This window comes from uncultured Salinicola sp. (assembly GCF_937921195.1).
Taxonomy (GTDB): Bacteria; Pseudomonadota; Gammaproteobacteria; order Pseudomonadales; family Halomonadaceae; genus Salinicola.
Window position 1 is genome coordinate 1 of sequence record NZ_CALFQK010000178.1, and the last position, 18,341, is coordinate 18,341.

Below are 18,341 nucleotides of genomic sequence, written 5' to 3' on the forward strand. Positions count from 1 at the left end.
CTTCGGCCTTCTTCGCCTCCTCCGCCTGGCGCTGCTTGGCCGCCTCGGCTTCGGCTTGCTGTTTCTCGCGCTCGGCCTGTCGCGCGGCCTCTGCCGCTTTCCGCTGCTCTTCAGCCTTGGCACGCTCGGCCGCCGCCTGTTCCGCTGCCTGCTGGCGACGCTCGGCTTCTGCCTGGGCTTGTTCCGCGGCGGCCTGCCGTTGAGCCTCCTGCTGCCGGGCCTGTTCCTGGGCTTGCTCCTCGGCAGCCTGCTGCGCGGCTTCCTGCGCCTGTTGTTCAGCTGCCTGCTGGGCGGCTTCCTCCGCTTGCCGCTGAGCGGCACGCGCCCGCGCTTCCTGGGCGTACTGTGCCTGGTCCGTTGCGGTCACATCACTGACCAGCGTGGCCTGCACCACCGAGGACGAGCTGGGCGTAGGCTCGCTATCCGGCAGACGCAGCATCGTCAACAGTAGTGCCACCACGTGAACGGCGATCGCCAGAACGACGGGCAAGCCGTAACCGACACGGCGGTTTCGCTTCGCCATGCTGACTCCTTACCCGTCGTTGCCTTGCGGCGGCTCGGAAATCAATCCGACATTCGCCACACCTGCCATCTGCAGCGTACTCATCAATGTCACGACCTGCCCATATGATGCATTCTTGTCACCACGCACCATGACCGGCGTGTTGGGCTTACGCTCCAGGATCGCCACCACCTGGTCGCCGACGGTCTGCAACGTGACTGCCTTGTCCTGCTCGCCCAGCGATATGAAGTATTCGCCCTGACTGTCCACGGAGACGATGATCGGCTCCTGCTCGTCGGTATCGATCGGCTCCGACGTGACCTGCGGCAGGTCGACCTGCACGCCTTGGGTCAGCATCGGGGCGGTGATCATGAAGATCACCAGCAGTACCAGCATGACGTCGATGAACGGTACGACGTTGATTTCGCCCATCGGCTTGCGCCGATGATGGCGGCTATAGGGTCCACCCATGTTGAACCTCCGCCTCAGGCCGCCGGGTTGCCACCGCGACCTTGCAGGTTACGGTGCAGAATCGAATGGAACTCTTCGGCGAAATCCTCGTACTCGCCGAGCAGACGGCTGGCGATGGATGACAACCGGTTGTAGAAGATCACCGCCGGAATCGCCGCGAACAGGCCCATGGCCGTCGCCACCAGGGCCTCCGCGATCCAGGGGGCCACGGTCGAGAGCGTCGCCTGCTGCGCCATCGACAGGCTCTGGAAGGAACCCATGATGCCCCAGACGGTACCGAACAGGCCGATATAGGGGCTGGCCGACGCCACCGTGGCCAGCAGGGTGAGCTTGTCGTTGAGGTTGTCCTCCTCACGCGATAGCGCCACCCGCTGGGAACGTTGTACACCGTCCAGCACGGCTTCGCTGCTGCGCGTCTTGGGCATCAGGCGATTGAACTCACGGAATCCCGCGCGAAACACATGTTCCGAACCTTGCGCTTCGTAGTTCTCCGGCACGTCACGATAGAGTTCATTGAGATCGACGCCTGACCAGAAACGCTCGTCGAACGCTTTCTGCGCCTTTCTGGCTCGACTCAACGCGAAGCTGCGTTGAAAGATGACGACCCATGAAGCGACCGAAGCGGCCAACAGCAGGAGCATGACCAGTTGGACCACCAGACTGGCGTTCATGATCAGATGGGGGATGGACATGGAGTCGTTCACGAAAATCCTCGAATCACTGGCTTGGAATGGCGGATGTCAGCGCCGCGTGTAGTTCGCTGGGCCAACGTCTCGGTTTCAGGCGTTGCGCGTCGACACACGCAATATCGACCGTCGCTTCGCATAATGTATCCCCGTCGTACCGGACTGCCTGCACGAATTTCAACGAGCAGGCGGAAAGGCGGCCGACGCCGGCTGTCACCTCCAGCCGGTCATCGAGCCGCGCAGGGCGTGCATAGCGGCACTGGAGCGAATGTACCACCAGTTGTACGCCCTGCTCGATCAGCCCACGTTGACCGAAGCCCAATGCGTTCAACCACTCGCTCCGCGCACGCTCCATGAATTTCAGGTAGTTAACGTAGTACACGATGCCACCAGCGTCGGTATCCTCGATATAGACCTTCACCGGCAGGATGAATTCACTCATTGCCGGAGCCGCCATGGTTTGGGGGTTCGCTCTGGGGCGCCTGCTCGCTGGGCGCGATACCGAAGTGGCTGTAGGCGGAGCGAGTGACGACGCGCCCACGGGCGGTGCGCATCATGAACCCCTGCTGGATCAGATAGGGCTCGATGACATCCTCGATCGTGTCGCGTTCCTCGCTGATGGCGGCCGCCAGGCTATCGACCCCGACCGGTCCGCCATCGAACTTCTCGATCATCGCCAACAGCAGCCGTCGGTCCATGTGATCGAGCCCATGGCTGTCGACGTTGAGCATGTTGAGTGCCTGATCGGCGATCGAGGCGTCGACGCTACCGTTGCCCTTGACCTCTGCGAAGTCGCGTACCCGCCGTAGCAGGCGATTGGCGATCCTTGGGGTCCCCCGGGCCCGGCGGGCAATTTCCCGGGCGCCGGCGACATCGGCCGGCACGTCGAGCAGGCGCGCCGAGCGTGTGACGATCTCTGTCAACTCGTCGATGGCATAGAACTCGAGCCGCTGGACGATCCCGAATCGGTCGCGTAGCGGTGAGGTCAGAAGGCCCGCACGCGTGGTGGCACCCACGAGCGTGAACCGGGGCAGGTCGAGCTTGATCGAACGCGCCGCCGGGCCGTCGCCGATCATGATATCGAGCTGGAAATCCTCCATGGCCGGGTAGAGAACCTCCTCCACCGCGGCCGGCAGACGGTGAATCTCGTCGATGAAGAGCACGTCCCCCGGTTGCAGATTGGTCAGCATCGCGGCCAGATCGCCAGCACGTTCCAGTACCGGACCGGAGGTGGACTTGATGTCCACTTCCATCTCGGCGGCGATGATATTGGCCAACGTCGTCTTTCCCAGTCCGGGCGGACCGAAAACCAGGGTGTGATCGAGGCTGTCCCCGCGCTTTCGCGCCGCGGAGATGAAGATGTCCAGCTGTTCGCGCACCCGGGGCTGGCCGATATAATCGTCGAGCCGGCGGGGACGGATGGCGTGGTCGACCTGCTGCTCGCCCTGCTGCGGTGGCGCTGCCACCAGGCGATCGGGTTCAATCATGGGTGCGTTATCCAGCCAACTGGCGTGACAGCGCTGCTTTGATCAGCGCCTCGGTCGGCAGATTCTTGTCCAGACCGGACAGCATGCGGGAAGCCTCTGGGGGCTTGTAACCCAAGGTCACCAATGCCGCCTCGGCATCCGCGTGGGGGTCGGACGACGGCCGCGCGGCGACATTGCCAGTCTCGAGTAGCGCTCCCTGCCCCTCCTGCCAATGCGGGAAGCGGTCGCGCATCTCGACGATCAGCCGGTCGGCCGTTTTCTTCCCGACGCCGGGCAATTTGGTCAACGCCTTGCTGTCGCCATCCATGACACAGCGGATGAAGGCATCGGTGTCCATGCCCGAGAGGATGGCCAGCGCCAGCTTGGGGCCGACGCCATTGACCTTGATCAGCGCCCGAAACAGCTGACGCTCTTCATCGCGGGCAAAGCCGTAAAGTAGGTGAGCGTCCTCCCGCACGCTGAGGTGCGTGTAGACGCGCACCTCTTCCCCTACGCCGGGCATCGAAACCAGCGTCGTCATCGACGTCTCGAGCTCGTAGCCCACACCGTGCACATCGATGACGATCCAGGGGGGGTGTTTCTCCAACAGCGTGCCGTGCAAACGTCCAATCATGCCATCCGTGTCCTTACTCTGACCGCGTCCACTATACGCATAGCCGATTCAACTGACTAGCCGCCGACACGCGGCTAACAATCCGGCTTGAAGTCCCGCCATCTCCCGCCTCGCGAGGGTTTTCCACGACGTTTGGGCGCGACGGTCAGCAACCCTTGTCGAGCGTAACCGTGGGTCAGTGCGATGGCCAATGCGTCGGCGGCATCGGTCGGCGGGGGCGCATCCAGGGAGAGCAGTGCCGTCACCATGTGCTGAATCTGCGCCTTCTCGGCGCCACCATTGCCGGTGATCGCCTGCTTGACCTGGCGAGCGGCGTACTCGTGGACCGGCAGGCCATGATTGGCCGCGCACACGATCGCGCTGCCTCGTGCCTGACCGAGCTTGAGCGCCGAGTCGGCGTTCTTGTCCATGAACACCCGCTCGATGGCAAACTCCGAAGGCCGGTACTCACCTATCAACTCGCTGATGCCGGCATAGATTCGCGCCAGCTTCTGGGCCAGGTCCTCTCCGTCGATGCGGATACAGCCACTGGCGACATAGCGCGGCTTGGCCGCGACATCGATGACGCCGTAGCCGGTGACTCGCGAACCGGGGTCGATGCCCAGCAGGATCAAGCGCCCGACTCCTCTGCCATGGCCCGCCAATCATGCCTCCTCATGGCAATGTCCGGGGTCCGCTCTTTGAACACATCTCGTGGACGTGGCCGGAGCGGCGTCGAGCCTGAAAGATACCGGCAAAACAACGCCGGCGCCCACCTGGGGCGCCGGCGTCCTGCCAGAACAGACGCGTCATTCGCCTGTGGACTCCGGCTGCGCCTTCTGACGCAGGCGGATATGCAAGTCGCGTAACTGCTGGTTGGTGACCTCGCCCGGGGCATCGGTCATCAGGTCCGCGGCGCTCTGGGTCTTGGGGAAGGCGATCACGTCGCGGATCGTGCGTGATCCGGTCATCAGCATCACCAGTCGATCGAGACCGAACGCCAAGCCACCATGGGGCGGTGCGCCGTACTGCAGCGCATCGAGCAGGAAGCCGAACTTCTCCTCCGCCTCATCCTTGCCGATGCCGAGCACCTCGAACACGGCACGCTGCATGGCCTGATCGTGGATACGGATCGAGCCGCCACCCAGTTCGGTGCCGTTCAGTACCATGTCGTAGGCGCGGGACAGCGCCGTCGCCGGCGATGACCGCAATGCTTCCGGCGAGCAGGATGGCGCCGTGAACGGATGGTGCAGCGCGGAGAGCCGACCGTTGTCGTCGGCTTCGAACATCGGGAAATCGACCACCCACAGCGGCGCCCACTTGGCGGTATAGAGATCGAGGTCCTCACCCAGTTTGACGCGCAGCGCGCCGATCGCCTCGTTGACGATACGCGCCTTGTCCGCACCGAAGAAGATGATGTCGCCATCCTCGGCACCGACGCGATCCAGTAGCTGCTCGACGATGCCTTCCATGAACTTGACGATGGGCGACTGCAGGCCTTCGAGTCCCTTGGCGCGTTCGTTGACCTTGATCCAGGCCAGGCCTTTCGCACCGTAGATGCCAACGAACTTGGTGTAGTCGTCGATCTCCTTGCGCGACAGCTTGGCGCCACCGCTCACCTTCAGCGCCGCGACGCGGCCGTCATCGGCCTTGGCCGGGCCGGAGAAGACCTTGAAGTCCACCGACTGCATCAGGTCGTCGACATCCACCAGTTCCAGCGGGATTCGCAGGTCCGGCTTGTCGGAACCGTAACGCTGCATCGCTTCGCTGTAGGGCATGCGTGGGAATGCCGGCAGCGCCACGTCGAGCACGTCCTGGAACAGCTGGCGCACCATCTGCTCGGTGGTCCCCATGATCTCCTGCTCGTCGATGAACGACGCCTCGATATCGATCTGGGTGAATTCCGGCTGACGATCCGCGCGCAGGTCCTCGTCACGGAAGCACTTGGCAATCTGATAGTAGCGGTCGAAGCCGGACACCATCAGCAGCTGCTTGAACAGCTGCGGAGACTGCGGCAGCGCGAAGAAGTGGCCATCGTGGGTCCGGCTGGGTACCAGATAGTCCCGCGCGCCTTCCGGCGTGGCGCGGGTCAGGATCGGCGTCTCGATGTCGAGGAAGCCCTGATCCTCGAGATAGGCACGCACGCTGTGGGTGATGCGCGAGCGCAGGCGCAGCTTCTCGATCATCTCCGGCCGGCGCAGGTCGATATAGCGGTACTTCAGCCGCACTTCCTCGCCGACCTTGCCATGCTCGTCGAGCTGGAAAGGTGGCGTGGCGGCGGTATTCAGTACCTCGACCTGCTTGGCCAGCACCTCGATCATGCCGGTGGGCATGTTGGGGTTCTGGGTGCCTTCGGGGCGCAGTCGAATACGACCGACGATACGCAGCACGTATTCGCTGCGCGAGCGGTCGGCATTGGCGAACGCCTCCGCGGTGTCGGGATCCACCACCACTTGAGCGACACCGTCTCGATCGCGCATGTCGAGGAAAATGACACCGCCATGGTCGCGGCGGCGATGGACCCACCCGCAGAGCGTGACTTCGTGATCGATCAATGACTCGTTCAATTGGCCGCAATAATGACTGCGCATGCTGGATCCTAAGATTATGAAGCTAAAAATGGTGAAGACGGTATTCAGGCCGACGCTTTGCTCTCGCCACTCGCCTTGCTGGCGCCATCCGACTTGCCGGCGCTGTCGCCGGCCGCGGCGGGTTTGGCGCCATCGCCAACGAGGTTCTTCTTGCTGCCCGATTTGAAATCGGTCTCGTACCAGCCGTCGCCGGCCAGCCGAAAGCCGGCCGCAGAGACCAGGCGGGACAGTTCGGCGCGCGCGCAGGCGGGGCAATCCGTCAACGGCGCGGCGCTGATCTTCTGGAGCTTTTCCAACCGATGACCGCAAGCCTTACACTCGTATTCATAGATGGGCATGATGTCGTCACTCTCTATGACTGCCAGGGTCGCCGGCCGGTAATCGAGCGGCTTGCTGGCAATATCCAGGCGCGCTTCTCCCGACGAGCGTCGCGCCATCCTTTAGTCGGTTTTTCAGTCGTTCTTCGGCATGACCGGTGGCCATACGGACCTTCCCAAGCCAAGCTCGAAAGCCGCATAGTATAGCGCGTAGCGGCCGGTCGCAGGCAATATTACCGGCTGACAATGCCGATGTCGTCGTCCACACGCCAGCGACCGCCAGGCGACGACCGTCGGGACGGAAAAGAGACAAGGAAAAGACGCATGAAAGCCGTACTTCTGGATGCCGCTTCCCTCGGCGACGACGTCGACCTCGCGCCGGTTCGCGCGCTCGTCGACGATCTCGTGACTCATCAGCTGACGGCCAAGGACGAGACGCTCGGCCGGCTCGAGGGGGCCACCATCGCGTTGACCAACAAGGTCGTCATCGATGCCGAGCTGATCGATGCGCTCCCCGATCTGAAGCTGATCTGCGTGCTGGCCACCGGCACCAACAACATCGACATGGCCGCGGCCGAACGTCGTGGCGTCCTGGTCCGCAACGTTGCGGCCTACGGCACGGCGAGCGTCGCCCAGCACACCTTGATGCTGATGCTGGCCCTGGCCGCACGACTGCCGCTGTATCAGACCGACGTGCGTGATGGTGCCTGGCAGAGAAGCGACATCTTCTGCCTGCTCGATCACCGCACGTTGCAGCTGGCGGGCAAGCACTTGGTGATCGTCGGCAGCGGCGTGCTGGGTACGGCGGTGGCCAAGCTGGGTGAAGCCTTCGGCATGCGTGTCACCTTCACCGCACGCCCTGGCAATGAGGCCGACGATTCGCGTCCACCGCTGGCGGCATTACTGGGTGAAGCGGATGTGCTGAGTCTGCACTGCCCACTGACGGAAGCGACTCGTGGTCTGGTCGACCGCGAGGCGCTGGCGACGATGAAGACGGATGCGCTGGTGATCAATTGTGCTCGCGGAGGAATCCTCGACGAGGACGCGGCGCTCGCCGCCCTCCGCGATGGGCGCCTGGGCGGGCTGGCTGTCGATAGCCTGCCCGTCGAGCCGCCACGGGAGGGACACCCCCTGCTCGATGCCCTGTCCGAGCCGCTCAACCTGATCGTGACGCCGCACAATGCCTGGGTCACGCCGGAAGCGCGCCAGCGCGTCGTCGACCTGACCGCGGACAACCTGCGCACCTGGCTGAACGAGGAGCGCGCCTGATGGCGAACGACACTCCGAGGATCTACAACTACGGCTCCATCAACATCGACCACGTCTACCGGGTTCCGCACCTGGTGCGCCCGGGCGAGACGCTCTCCAGTACCAGCCTGCATCGGGTACTAGGGGGCAAAGGTGCCAATCAGTCGCTGGCACTGGCGCGCGCCGGCGGGTGCGTGGTCCACTGGGGGCGCCTGAACGAGGGGGACCGGTGGGCGCTGGCGCCGTTGAGCCGCGCCGGCGTCGACGTCGCGGATATCGAGTTGACCGATGACGCCAGCGGCCATGCGCTGATCCAGGTCGACGACGCCGCCGAGAACGCGATCATTCTCTATCCGGGTGCCAACCACGGCTTTGACGACGGTCGCCTCGGCTCCCTGGTCGACTCGGCCGCCCCCGGCAGTTGGATCCTGCTCCAGAACGAGTGCAATGACGCCGGGAAGATGCTGCGCCTGGCGGCCGGCAAGGGTCTGTCGGTCGCATTCAACCCGGCCCCGCTCTCCGTGGAGATTGCCGACTTGCCGCTAGATCTGTGCCAGCTCCTGTTCCTCAATCGCGGCGAGGCGGCTGCGCTGGTCGGGCAGGAAGAGTCCGTCGATTCCGACACGCTGCTGGAGGCGCTGGCCACGCGCTTGCCGGAGGTGGAGGTCGTCTTGACCCTGGGTGGCCAGGGGGCCTGTCATCAGCATCGCGGTGAGCGTGTCATGTTGGCCGCCCACAAGGTGGAGGCCATCGACACCACGGCCGCCGGCGATACCTTCATCGGCTACTTCATGGCGGCACGGCAGCGCGGCGACGATGTCGAGCAGGCGCTGCGCCTGGCGACGACCGCCTCGGCGCTCTGTGTCCAGAAGGCTGGTGCCGAACCCAGCATTCCCGATGCGGATGCCGCCGAGAAGGCCGTGGCCACCCTGCCCGCTCTCCCGGTCGAGCGTTCGACCCTCTGAACATCACCCTGAACATAGCCCAGAACACAGCCCTGAACATCGTCACCAACGCCGTGCCGACGGCCGGCAGTTGGTGGCGCGCCACCCGAACCGATCCTAGGAATCCTCATGCCGACACCGATCATTTTCGACACCGACCCAGGGGTCGACGACGCCCAGGCCATCGCCATCGCGCTGGCCCACCCGGATATCGAGCTACTGGGCCTGACGACCACCTTCGGCAACGTCACGATCGAAGTCGCCACCCACAACGCGCTGCTGCTCGCGGAGCTCGCCGGTCAGTCGATTCCCGTTGCCCAGGGGGCCGCCGGTCCGCTGGTCAAGCCCAAGAACCCGCCGCCGGGACATATCCACGGCGACAACGGCTTGGGCAACATCGAGTTGCCGGAGGTCTCCACACAAGCCCTGAAGCAGAGTGCCGCCCAGTTCATCGTCGATCAGGTCAATGCCCGTCCGGGCGAAGTCGTGCTGGTCGCCGTCGGCCCGCTGGGCAATCTCGCCGCCGCATTGCAGCTCGATCCCGGCTTGGTCGACAAGGTCAAGCGAGTGGTGGTGATGGGCGGATCGATCCGTGAAGGCGGTAACGTGACCCCCGTGGCGGAAGCCAATATATTCAACGACCCACACGCCGCGGCCCGGGTATTGCAGGCCGACTGGCCGCTGACGCTGGTGGGGTTGGATGCCACGCACCGTTGCGTGCTGGACCCGCAGAGCATGGCGCGCATCGTCGAAGCCCAGGGCGCGCTGGGTAAGGTGTTGGGTGAGAGCTACGATTTCTATCGCGCCTTCTATCAGCAGGCGCTGGGCATCGATGGCTGTTGTCCCCATGACAGCTGTGCACTGGCATGGCTGATGCGCCCCGATCTGTTTAGCGTCGAGCGCGGCTATCTGAGCGTGGTCACCGACGGTCTGGCCGAGGGCCAGACCTTGATGGCACCGGAGCGACGCGAATTCGTCGACACCCGCTGGTCCCGAGGCAAGGTGGCGGAAGTCTGCATGAATGCCGACGGCCCCGCCGTGATCGAGTGGATCGTCGAGACACTCACGACACCCCCCTCTCCCTGATGTGATCTGGTCCGATCGCGAGGTGCAGCGCTCGGACCAGATGGTTGCCATCAGGCTTCAGCCTGTGGTGAAGCTCGCCGGCGCCGCGAACGTTGCGTCTTCCACCGCCACATCGGTGACGTCGGCGGCCGGCGACCCTTCCCAGAGCTGATCGATCAGTTCGGCGATGGCGATGGCTTCGCCGTGGGCGGTTACCTCGACACGCCCGTCCTCGAGATTGATCGCATGACCGGTAATGCCCCAGCGCTCCGCGTGACGGCGTACATGTTCACGGTAGCTGACGCCCTGGACTCTCCCGCTCACCCAGGCCCTTATCGTCCGATGGGTCATGAGATGCCTCCTCCTTTGTGATCACTTCATGGCGCACTGCCACGGCCGTGTTGCGAGGAATGATGCTGCCGCCCTTGGCCAGGACATGGGTTCGGGTGAACGCTGCGCCGAACAGCAGGATCAGCGATGAGTAATATACCCAGAGCAGGACCAGCACGACCGAGCCCGCCGCCCCGTAAGTCGAAGCGGTGGCCGTGTGCGCCAGATAGGCCGCGATCGCGTTGCGCCCGATGATGAACAGCACTGCCGTCACCAGAGCACCCAGCAGCACGTCGCGATAGGAGAGCACGACATCCGGCAGCACCTTGAAGATGGCGGCAAAGAACAGCGTTATGACCACGATGGACAGCGCGAACTGAGCGATCTCGAGCAGGAACACGCTGCCCGGGACCCAGTCCCCGGCGTAGCTGAACGTCGCCTGCACGATGACACCCAATATCAACGACACGAGCAGCACGAACCCTATCGCCAGCACGACGGCCATCGACAGCAGACGTTTCTTGGCAAATAGAAGGATACTGTTGCGATCCGGGTTGGGCGCGACCCCCCAGATGGTATTAAGTGAAAACTGCATTTGACCGAACACCGTCGTCGCGCCAATGAGCAGCGTGACGAAGCCCGCCACCGTGGGCAGGATGCCCGAGGCCTGGATGCTCGATTGCGCGACGGCGCTCTCGATCGCGCTGGCCGCCGAGGGGCCGAGCGTGTCCTGCAGGCGGTTCACGATCTCGCCCCGGGCGGCATCCTCGCCCAGCCATAACCCCACCACCGTGACCGCGATGATGACGGTTGGTGCCAGCGAAAAAAGCGTATAGAACGCCAGCGAACCGGCGTAACTGAAGGCGTTGCGGTCGAGCCACAACTTGACTGAATCGCGAACGACGGCGAACCAGTATCGGCAGAAAGAGACGGCGTTGGAGTAGAGGGCTATCAAGTTGAATTCCCTATTGTCTGCTGTCACCGCGGGCGGTAAAGACGAACCTTGGATGATCGACCTGTTACGACACACCCAGTCTAGACGAGATTTCCGCGCTTCCCGCGCCAGCCGCGGAACGTCGTCCGTGCCGAGCGCGACTCATGCACGCAGGAAATCGCTGGGAAGCTTCATCATGCGGCGCCACAGTTTCTCGACACCGGGCTTGTGAACCAGCGAGCATCGATACAGGCGAATTTCCAACGGGATGTCCCAGTCGCTCCCCGCGGCGCGCACCAGCTTTCCGTTCGCCAGTTCGTCGCGGATGCAGAAATCGGGAATCCAGGCCAGCCCGACCCCTTGCAAGGCCATGCCCTTGAGCCCTTCCGCCATCGCCGTTTCGTAGACGGTCTTGAGGCGCATGCGCCCTGGCTCGTTCTTGAGCAGCATGCGGACACTGCGGCCGAGGAAGGCACCCTGGGTGTAGGACAAGAACGGAATCGGCCCGTCGCCATCGAATGAAAATCTCGGCTCGCCGGCGGCATCCGGAACGCTGACGGGAATCATCTTGACCTGCCCGATGGAGAACGAGGGAAAGATTTCGGCGTCCAGCTGCATGGTGGCGTAGGGGTCGTGGTAGGCCAGCATCAGGTCGCAGTTGCCCTCCCGAAGGACGTGGATGGCATCGCCGACGTTCATGGCCACCAACCGGGTGGGCAGCTCGCCGACGCCTTTCTGCAGGCGCGATATCCAGGGCGGATAGAAGGCCAGCGCCAGCGAGTGGGCGGCGACGATGTCCAGGGCTTCGTTGTCCATCGCGAGACCGCGGAGATGGGCCAGGCTGTCGTTGAGCTGCTCGACGATATTCCTGGCGGTCACCAGGAAGAGCTGCCCTTCCGGCGTCAGGCTGACCGGCGTGGTCGAGCGGTCCACCAGGGTGGCGCCGACGGCTTGTTCCAACGAACGAATGCGCCGACTGAACGCGGGCTGCGTGACATGTCGCTGGCGCGCCGAAGCCGAGAAGCTCCTCGTGTTGGACAAGGCCACGAAGTCCTCGAGCCATTTGGTTTCTAGATTCAATGGGGGCCTCCCGGCAACCCTTCATGCATTGATGACGTCGAGCGCCACGCCAGTGGCATCGCTACTGCACGGGCGACAGCAGGTACGTGGCCCGTGACACCAGCTTGCGCCATAGCGGCCGCTCCTCGAGTTCGCGCCGGCTGACCTGTCGGCTATTGGCGAAATCCTGCTCGAGCATCTCGAAAACGGAGGCGGCAAAGACCTTGTCGGGAACGTACGCGGTGACTTCGAAGTTGAGCCGAAAAGAACGGTTGTCGAGATTGACCGTCCCCACCATCGAGGTGTGATCGTCCACCAACAGGACTTTCTGATGCAAGAATCCAGGCTGATAACGGTATATCTTGACCCCATTGCGGATCATCTCCGGCAAGAACGCGAAGGCGGAGAGAAAGACCAGCAGATGATCCGGACGCTCGGGAATCAGTACCCGGACATCGACGCCTCTGAGCGCCGCCAGTGTCAGCGCGTCCTGGACGCCGTGATCGGGAACGAAATAGGGGCTGGTGACCCACAGACGGTGGCGGGCGCCGTGAATGGCGTGTTGAACCAGAAGGCTGGCCGTTTCGCGCCCGTCTGCCGGGCCGGAAGGTACGATCGCCACATGTTGGGACGCATCGGGAATCTGCGTGGGCTTCCAGCCGAGAGCCAGGATGTCGCCGGTCGCCCAGTACCAGTCTTCCCAGAAGGCTTCCTGAAGCGCCAGCACGCTCGGTCCCTGGAGCTTGAGATGCGTGTCCCGCCATCGTCCGTAACGTTCGACTCGCCCCAGATACTCATCGGCGACATTGAGCCCACCGGTCCAGCCCACGCGGCCATCCACCACCACGATCTTGCGATGATTGCGGAAGTTGATCTGGAACCGGTGGCGCCAGCCGCGTGACGAATTGAAGGCCGAGACCCGGACCCCCGCCTCCTCCAGATCTCTCAGATAGCCGCCGGACAAACCGCGACTGCCGATCTCGTCGTAGAGGAAATAGACGTTGACGCCGTGCTCCGCCTGGTGGATCAGCTTGCGCTTGAAGGCCAGGCCGATCTCGTCGGCGCGCACGATGAAGAACTGGACGAGGATATACTCTTCGGCACGATCGATGCCTTCGAACAGGCTGTCGAAGGTGGCATCGCCATCGATCAGCAGCTCCGCCCGGTTGCCTCGGGTCATCGGCATGCGGGCCAGCTCCTCGACCGCACGAATACGTCCGCTGACCGCTTCCGGCCGCGAAATGAACGACTCCATGTTCGGCCGATAGCGCTGAAGAACCTGGCGCAGCACGGTGTCCCGCTCACCCCGCGCCGAGACATAGCCGTAGAACCTGGGCCGGCCGAATGTCCAGAAAATCGGCACGGCGATATAGGGAAAGCTGATCAGCGTCACGATCCAGGCGACGGCCCCCTGGGAGGTGCGGCTGGACATCAGCGCCATGATCGCCGTGGCGATCCCGGCAACGTGGGAGACGAACAACAGCCAGCCGATCAATACGGTCATGTCCGGCATCTTCCGCTACGCTGCATCACCATCCTCTCCGCCAAAAATCGTTAGTCGAACCAACATCATACCGAAAAAAAGAGAGAGCCCCACAGGGACTCTCTCCTTGACGCGATCTCTTCGTTGAATGGCCCGGCGCCGCGGGCCCGAGCTCCATCGACCGCCACCTGGCCGCTTAGACCCGCTCGGCGATGATCTCCTTCCACCTGGCGGGGCCCGTCTGGTGAACCGACGTACCCAGATGGTCCACGGCCACCGTGACGGGCATGTCCTCGACCTCGAACTCGTAGATCGCCTCCATGCCCAGGTCGTCGAACGCGATCACCTCCGCCTTCTTGATCGCTTGCGCCACCAGATAGGCCGCGCCGCCGACGGCCATCAGATAGACCGCCTGGTTGTCGCGAATGGCTTCGATCGCCAGTGGGCCGCGCTCGGCCTTGCCGACCATGCCCAACAGGCCGGTCTCCTCGAGCAGCGTCCGCGTGAACTTGTCCATGCGCGTCGCCGTGGTGGGGCCCGCCGGTCCGACCACTTCGTCGCCGACCGGATCGACCGGCCCGACGTAATAGATGAAGCGATTCTTCAGATCCACCGGCAGGCTCTCGCCCCTGGCCAGCATATCGATCATCCGCTTGTGGGCGGCGTCCCGCCCGGTCAGCAGCTTGCCGGAGAGCAGCACGGTATCGCCGGGCTGCCACTCGCGCACGGCTTCCGGGGTGATCTCGTCGAGATTGACGCGGCGCACGCCCTCGCCCACTTCCCAGGTGATCTCCGGCCAGTCGTCGAGCCTGGGTGCCGGCAGCTGCGCCGCACCGCTGCCATCGAGGCTGAAATGCACATGGCGGGTGGCAGCGCAGTTGGGAATGATCGCCACCGGCTTGTTGGCCGCATGAGTGGGATAATCCTTGACCTTGATGTCGAGCACCGTGGTCAATCCGCCCAACCCCTGCGCGCCGATGCCGCTCCGGTTGACCTCGTCGAACAGCTCCAGCCGCAGCTCTTCGGCACGATTGCTGGCACCGCGGGCCTGGAGCGCCTGAATGTCGATGGGGTCGAGCAGCGCTTCCTTGGCCAGTTCCATGGCCTTTTCCGCGGTACCTCCGATGCCGATCCCCAGCATACCGGGGGGGCACCAGCCGGCGCCCATCTTGGGCAGCTGTTCCAGCACCCAATCGACCACGCTGTCCGACGGGTTGAGCATGGCAAACTTGGACTTGGCCTCGCTCCCCCCGCCCTTGGCCGCCACGTGAATCTCGACCGTGTCACCCGGCACCAGCTTGTGGTGGATCACTGCCGGGGTGTTGTCACCGGTGTTCCGACGCTTGCCGTCGGGGTCGGCCAGCACCGAAGCGCGCAGGACGTTGTCGGGCAGCAGGTAGGCGCGGCGCACGCCTTCGTTGACCATGTCGTCGAGGCTCATGTCGGCTTCCCAGCGCACGTTCATGCCGACGTGAACGAAGACCGTGACGATACCGGTGTCCTGACAGATCGGCCGATGGCCGGTGGCGCACATCCTGGAATTGATCAGAATCTGTGCGATGGCATCCCGCGCGGCAGGGTTCTCTTCCCGCTGGTAGGCCGCGTGCATGGCATCAATGAAATCCTTGGGATGGTAATAGGAGATGTATTGCAGCGCGTCGGCCACGCTCTGAATGAGATCCTCTTGGCGGATCACGGTCATCATCGGTCTCCTGCTGGTCACGGTGACTGCCCGGCGGATCGATCGTCCGCGGGTCGGTAACTTCAAGGCCGCCAATCATACCCTAGGGAACCGAAATTGGCAGTTTGCCGATGGATTTGGTAAACCGAAGATAACGGTATAAACCGTGTCCTGCCGCTACCCGAACGATGGTGCTTCCTGTCACTCCGGCTGGCAGTGGGGGCAACGATAAAGGCGGCGAGAGGCGACGGCTTCGCGAACGATGGCCGAACCGCAGGCATGGCAAGGCAGGCCCTCGCGATCGAACACGGCGAACCGCCACTGCCCGCGTCGCTTCCCTGCCAGCTGCAGCCGCTTGCGCCATGCGGGACGGTTGGTCACGCCGGCTTCCCGGTAGGCCTGCCGAATCGTGGCCAGGATGACGCACGCCAGTTTCCGGCGCTGCGAGCTCGTCAGATCCCTGGGGCGTTTTCTCGGCGGTAGCCCGGCGTAGAACAGGATCTCCGAGCGCAGATAGTTGCCGATACCGGCATAGAACCCCTGATCCAGCAGCAACCCGCCGAGCCCACGGCCCGCGAAGCGGGAGTCCGACAGTCGCGCCTCGATATCCCCCGCCGAGACATCATGCGTCAACAGATCCGGCCCCAGGCGAGCCAGGAATGGCTGCTGCCGAACGGTCTCGGTCGTCCACAGCGAGATATCCGAGGCGCTGTAAAGGCTGGCCGCATGCGTCTCGGTGGCCAACCGGGCACGCAGCACCCGCCCCGTCACCGGTGGCTTGTCGCTGCGATGAACGCGCCATACGCCATAGAGCTGGTTGTGGGAGTAGAGCACGTGCCCGTCGCTGAAGGCGATCAGCAGCGCCTTGCCCCAGCAATCGACGGCCGTGACCCGGCTTCGGCTCAGGCGCCCCGCCATCGACTCGATCTCGGCAAAGGCGAACCAGGCCTGAACCAACGGTCTGCCGACCAGCACCCTGCCCAGCCGATCCGCAACGCGACGTATTTCCGGTCCTTCCGGCATTCGAGCGTTTCCCGACCTCGCCTATCCCAGCTCCAGCAACCTGACCTTGAGCGTCTGCAACTGGTCGCGCAGCTTCGCGGCCTGCTCGAATTCGAGATTCTGGGCAGCCTCGTGCATGCGATCCTCCAGCTTGCCGATCTCCTTGGTCAGCTGCGGCGCGTTCATCTGGCTCAAGGCCTCGCGGGTGTAGTCGCCCGGGGCTTCCGCCACCAGCTGCTCGGTGCGCTTACGCCCACTCTTGCGGCTTCCCGGCGCTTGCGCCCCTTCCATGATGTCGGCCACGGACTTGGTCACGGTCATCGGCGTGATGCCGTGACGTTCATTGTGCGCGATCTGCTTGTTGCGGCGTCTTTCGGTCTCGTCCATCGCCCGGCGCATGGAATCGGTGATTCGATCCCCGTAGAGGATGGCCTTGCCGTGGGCGTTACGCGCGGCCCGTCCGATCGTCTGGATCAACGAGCGTTCGGCACGCAGGAAGCCCTCCTTGTCGGCGTCGAGAATGGCGACCAGCGATACCTCGGGGATGTCGAGCCCCTCACGCAGCAGGTTGATGCCGACCAGCACATCGAACTTGCCCAGGCGAAGATCGCGAATGATCTCGACCCGTTCCACCGTGTCGATATCCGAATGGAGGTAGCGAACCCGAATGTCGTGTTCGTCGAAATACTCGGTCAGATCCTCGGCCATGCGCTTGGTCAGGGTGGTCACCAGCACCCGCTCGCCGACATCGACACGCAACCGGATCTCGGAGAGCAGGTCATCGACCTGGGTCGTGGCCGGACGCACCTCGATCTGCGGATCGACCAGCCCGGTGGGACGCACGACCTGCTCGACGACCTGGCCCGCGTGCTCCGCCTCGTACGGCCCCGGCGTGGCCGAGACGAACACCGTCTGCGGTACGATGCCCTCCCACTCCTCGAACGTCATCGGCCGGTTGTCCAGCGCCGACGGCAGACGAAAGCCGTACTCGACCAGCGTCTCCTTGCGCGACCGGTCGCCGCGGTACATGCCGCCGACCTGCGGCACGCTGACGTGGGACTCGTCGATGAACAGCAGCGCGTCGTCCGGCAGGTAGTCGAAGAACGTCGGCGGCGCCTGCCCCGGCGCGCGCCCGGAAAGATAGCGGGAGTAGTTCTCGATGCCGTTGCAGTAACCCAGCTCCAGCATCATCTCGATATCGTAGAGCGTGCGCTGCTCGAGCCGCTGGGCCTCGACCAGGCGCTCGTGCTTGCGCAGGTACTCGAGCCGGTCCGCCAGCTCCTGCTTGATCGAGTCGATCGCGCCGAGGATGGTATCCCGTGGCGTGACATAGTGGCTCTTGGGGTAGATGGTCATCCGTGGCACCTGACCTCGCACCTCCCCGGTCAGCGGATCGAACAGCCGGATCGAGTCGATCTCGTCGTCGAACAGCTCGACCCGCACGCCTTCGTCCTCGGCATCTGCCGGGAAGACATCGATGACGTCGCCGCGAACCCGGTACGTGCCACGGCGGAAGTCGGCATCGTTGCGCGTGTACTGGAGCTCCGCCAGCCGGCGCAGGAAGCTGCGCTGGTCGATCTGCTCGCCGCGATTGAAGTGCAGGCGCATCTTCATGTACTGCTCGGGATCGCCCAGGCCGTAGATCGCGGAAACCGATACCACGATCAACGCGTCGCGACGCTCCAGCAGCGCCTTGGTCGCGGAGAGCCGCATCTGCTCGATATGGTCGTTGATCGAAGCGTCCTTCTCGATGAACGTATCCGACGACGGCACATAGGCTTCCGGCTGGTAGTAGTCGTAGTACGATACGAAATACTCGACCGCGTTGTCCGGGAAGAAGCTCTTGAACTCGCCGTAGAGCTGGGCCGCCAGGGTCTTGTTCGGCGCCAGCACGATGGTCGGGCGCTGCAGCGTCTCGACGACATTGGCCATGGTGAAGGTCTTGCCCG

At 63.9% G+C, this 18,341-nt stretch carries 18 protein-coding genes and 1 pseudogene; 3 read left to right on the forward strand and 16 right to left on the reverse strand.

Annotated elements, in window-relative coordinates; genetic code table 11:
* The 9 genes and pseudogenes from Q0602_RS21660 to Q0602_RS21700 all read right to left on the reverse strand — a co-directional run.
* Positions 1-523, reverse strand: a pseudogene (locus Q0602_RS21660) (protein TolA); the annotation flags it as partial.
* A 9-nt stretch (positions 524-532) separates the two neighbouring features.
* Positions 533-973, reverse strand: a complete 441-nt coding sequence (tolR, locus tag Q0602_RS21665) for a protein TolR (protein WP_295037848.1) — start codon at positions 971-973, stop codon at positions 533-535.
* Positions 974-987: 14 nt separating this feature from the next.
* Positions 988-1,677 carry a protein TolQ gene (tolQ, locus tag Q0602_RS21670; RefSeq protein WP_110708907.1) on the reverse strand — a complete coding sequence of 230 codons (690 nt, stop codon included), beginning with the start codon at positions 1,675-1,677 and terminating at the stop codon, positions 988-990.
* A 13-nt stretch (positions 1,678-1,690) separates the two neighbouring features.
* Entirely contained in the window at positions 1,691-2,101 is a 411-nt protein-coding gene (gene ybgC / locus Q0602_RS21675) for a tol-pal system-associated acyl-CoA thioesterase (RefSeq protein ID WP_298847924.1), read from the reverse strand.
* Positions 2,094-3,146, reverse strand: coding sequence for a Holliday junction branch migration DNA helicase RuvB (gene ruvB / locus Q0602_RS21680; protein WP_295037852.1), 1,053 nt, complete (start codon positions 3,144-3,146; stop codon positions 2,094-2,096). Before ruvB ends, ybgC begins: the two co-directional genes overlap by 8 nt.
* A 7-nt stretch (positions 3,147-3,153) precedes the next feature.
* The gene (ruvA, locus tag Q0602_RS21685; protein ID WP_298847925.1) at positions 3,154-3,759 is read right to left on the reverse strand and encodes a Holliday junction branch migration protein RuvA; all 606 of its coding nucleotides are present in this window, start codon (positions 3,757-3,759) and stop codon (positions 3,154-3,156) included.
* A gap of 74 nt (positions 3,760-3,833) precedes the next feature.
* Positions 3,834-4,373: a crossover junction endodeoxyribonuclease RuvC gene (gene ruvC / locus Q0602_RS21690; RefSeq protein WP_298847926.1), complete on the reverse strand. Its 540-nt coding sequence runs from the start codon at positions 4,371-4,373 to the stop codon at positions 3,834-3,836.
* A 174-nt stretch (positions 4,374-4,547) separates the two neighbouring features.
* Positions 4,548-6,329: an aspartate--tRNA ligase gene (aspS, locus tag Q0602_RS21695; protein WP_298847928.1), complete on the reverse strand. Its 1,782-nt coding sequence runs from the start codon at positions 6,327-6,329 to the stop codon at positions 4,548-4,550.
* A 44-nt stretch (positions 6,330-6,373) separates the two neighbouring features.
* Positions 6,374-6,667 carry a zinc ribbon domain-containing protein gene (locus tag Q0602_RS21700; RefSeq protein WP_298847961.1) on the reverse strand — a complete coding sequence of 98 codons (294 nt, stop codon included), beginning with the start codon at positions 6,665-6,667 and terminating at the stop codon, positions 6,374-6,376.
* Positions 6,668-6,970: 303 nt separating this feature from the next.
* Here Q0602_RS21700 and Q0602_RS21705 point away from each other — a divergent pair, with 303 nt between their 5' ends.
* From Q0602_RS21705 to Q0602_RS21715, 3 genes are all read left to right on the forward strand, one after another.
* Complete coding sequence (locus Q0602_RS21705; RefSeq protein WP_298847931.1) at positions 6,971-7,915, forward strand: D-2-hydroxyacid dehydrogenase; 945 nt, start codon at positions 6,971-6,973, stop codon at positions 7,913-7,915.
* Positions 7,915-8,859: a ribokinase gene (locus tag Q0602_RS21710; RefSeq protein WP_298847944.1), complete on the forward strand. Its 945-nt coding sequence runs from the start codon at positions 7,915-7,917 to the stop codon at positions 8,857-8,859. The genes Q0602_RS21705 and Q0602_RS21710 overlap by 1 nt, the downstream gene beginning before the upstream one ends.
* Positions 8,860-8,967: 108 nt before the next feature.
* Positions 8,968-9,924 carry a nucleoside hydrolase gene (locus Q0602_RS21715; RefSeq protein WP_298847946.1) on the forward strand — a complete coding sequence of 319 codons (957 nt, stop codon included), beginning with the start codon at positions 8,968-8,970 and terminating at the stop codon, positions 9,922-9,924.
* 57 nt (positions 9,925-9,981) lie between these two features.
* Here the strand turns inward: Q0602_RS21715 and Q0602_RS21720 are convergent, their stop codons facing one another.
* The 7 genes from Q0602_RS21720 to uvrB all read right to left on the reverse strand — a co-directional run.
* Entirely contained in the window at positions 9,982-10,227 is a 246-nt protein-coding gene (locus Q0602_RS21720; RefSeq protein ID WP_298847948.1) for an acylphosphatase, read from the reverse strand.
* Positions 10,193-11,188: a YihY/virulence factor BrkB family protein gene (locus tag Q0602_RS21725; RefSeq protein ID WP_298847950.1), complete on the reverse strand. Its 996-nt coding sequence runs from the start codon at positions 11,186-11,188 to the stop codon at positions 10,193-10,195. The genes Q0602_RS21720 and Q0602_RS21725 overlap by 35 nt, the downstream gene beginning before the upstream one ends.
* 141 nt (positions 11,189-11,329) lie before the next feature.
* Positions 11,330-12,247 carry a LysR substrate-binding domain-containing protein gene (locus Q0602_RS21730; protein ID WP_149434886.1) on the reverse strand — a complete coding sequence of 306 codons (918 nt, stop codon included), beginning with the start codon at positions 12,245-12,247 and terminating at the stop codon, positions 11,330-11,332.
* Positions 12,248-12,308: 61 nt separating this feature from the next.
* The gene (gene cls / locus Q0602_RS21735; protein ID WP_295037873.1) at positions 12,309-13,730 is read right to left on the reverse strand and encodes a cardiolipin synthase; all 1,422 of its coding nucleotides are present in this window, start codon (positions 13,728-13,730) and stop codon (positions 12,309-12,311) included.
* A gap of 175 nt (positions 13,731-13,905) precedes the next feature.
* Positions 13,906-15,411, reverse strand: a complete 1,506-nt coding sequence (locus tag Q0602_RS21740) for a fumarate hydratase (RefSeq protein WP_298847955.1) — start codon at positions 15,409-15,411, stop codon at positions 13,906-13,908.
* A 180-nt stretch (positions 15,412-15,591) separates the two neighbouring features.
* Positions 15,592-16,413: an endonuclease VIII gene (nei, locus tag Q0602_RS21745; RefSeq protein WP_298847957.1), complete on the reverse strand. Its 822-nt coding sequence runs from the start codon at positions 16,411-16,413 to the stop codon at positions 15,592-15,594.
* Between the two features lie 21 nt (positions 16,414-16,434).
* Positions 16,435-18,341 (reverse strand): excinuclease ABC subunit UvrB (gene uvrB, locus Q0602_RS21750; RefSeq protein ID WP_298847959.1); only part of this gene is annotated, 1,907 nt, incomplete at its 5' end.

Excerpts from the sequence above, each read along its gene's own strand:
- ruvA (WP_298847925.1), bottom strand. The coding sequence starts at position 3,759 with ATGATTGGACGTTTGCACGGCACGCTGTTGGAGAAACACCCCCCCTGG.
- nei (WP_298847957.1), bottom strand. The coding sequence starts at position 16,413 with ATGCCGGAAGGACCGGAAATACGTCGCGTTGCGGATCGGCTGGGCAGG.
- aspS (WP_298847928.1), bottom strand. The coding sequence starts at position 6,329 with ATGCGCAGTCATTATTGCGGCCAATTGAACGAGTCATTGATCGATCAC.
- Q0602_RS21740 (WP_298847955.1), bottom strand. The coding sequence starts at position 15,411 with ATGACCGTGATCCGCCAAGAGGATCTCATTCAGAGCGTGGCCGACGCG.
- ruvB (WP_295037852.1), bottom strand. The coding sequence starts at position 3,146 with ATGATTGAACCCGATCGCCTGGTGGCAGCGCCACCGCAGCAGGGCGAG.
- Q0602_RS21700 (WP_298847961.1), bottom strand. The coding sequence starts at position 6,667 with ATGCCCATCTATGAATACGAGTGTAAGGCTTGCGGTCATCGGTTGGAA.
- cls (WP_295037873.1), bottom strand. The coding sequence starts at position 13,730 with ATGACCGTATTGATCGGCTGGCTGTTGTTCGTCTCCCACGTTGCCGGG.
- Q0602_RS21710 (WP_298847944.1), top strand. The coding sequence starts at position 7,915 with ATGGCGAACGACACTCCGAGGATCTACAACTACGGCTCCATCAACATC.
- Q0602_RS21705 (WP_298847931.1), top strand. The coding sequence starts at position 6,971 with ATGAAAGCCGTACTTCTGGATGCCGCTTCCCTCGGCGACGACGTCGAC.
- tolR (WP_295037848.1), bottom strand. The coding sequence starts at position 973 with ATGGGTGGACCCTATAGCCGCCATCATCGGCGCAAGCCGATGGGCGAA.
- Q0602_RS21715 (WP_298847946.1), top strand. The coding sequence starts at position 8,968 with ATGCCGACACCGATCATTTTCGACACCGACCCAGGGGTCGACGACGCC.
- ybgC (WP_298847924.1), bottom strand. The coding sequence starts at position 2,101 with ATGAGTGAATTCATCCTGCCGGTGAAGGTCTATATCGAGGATACCGAC.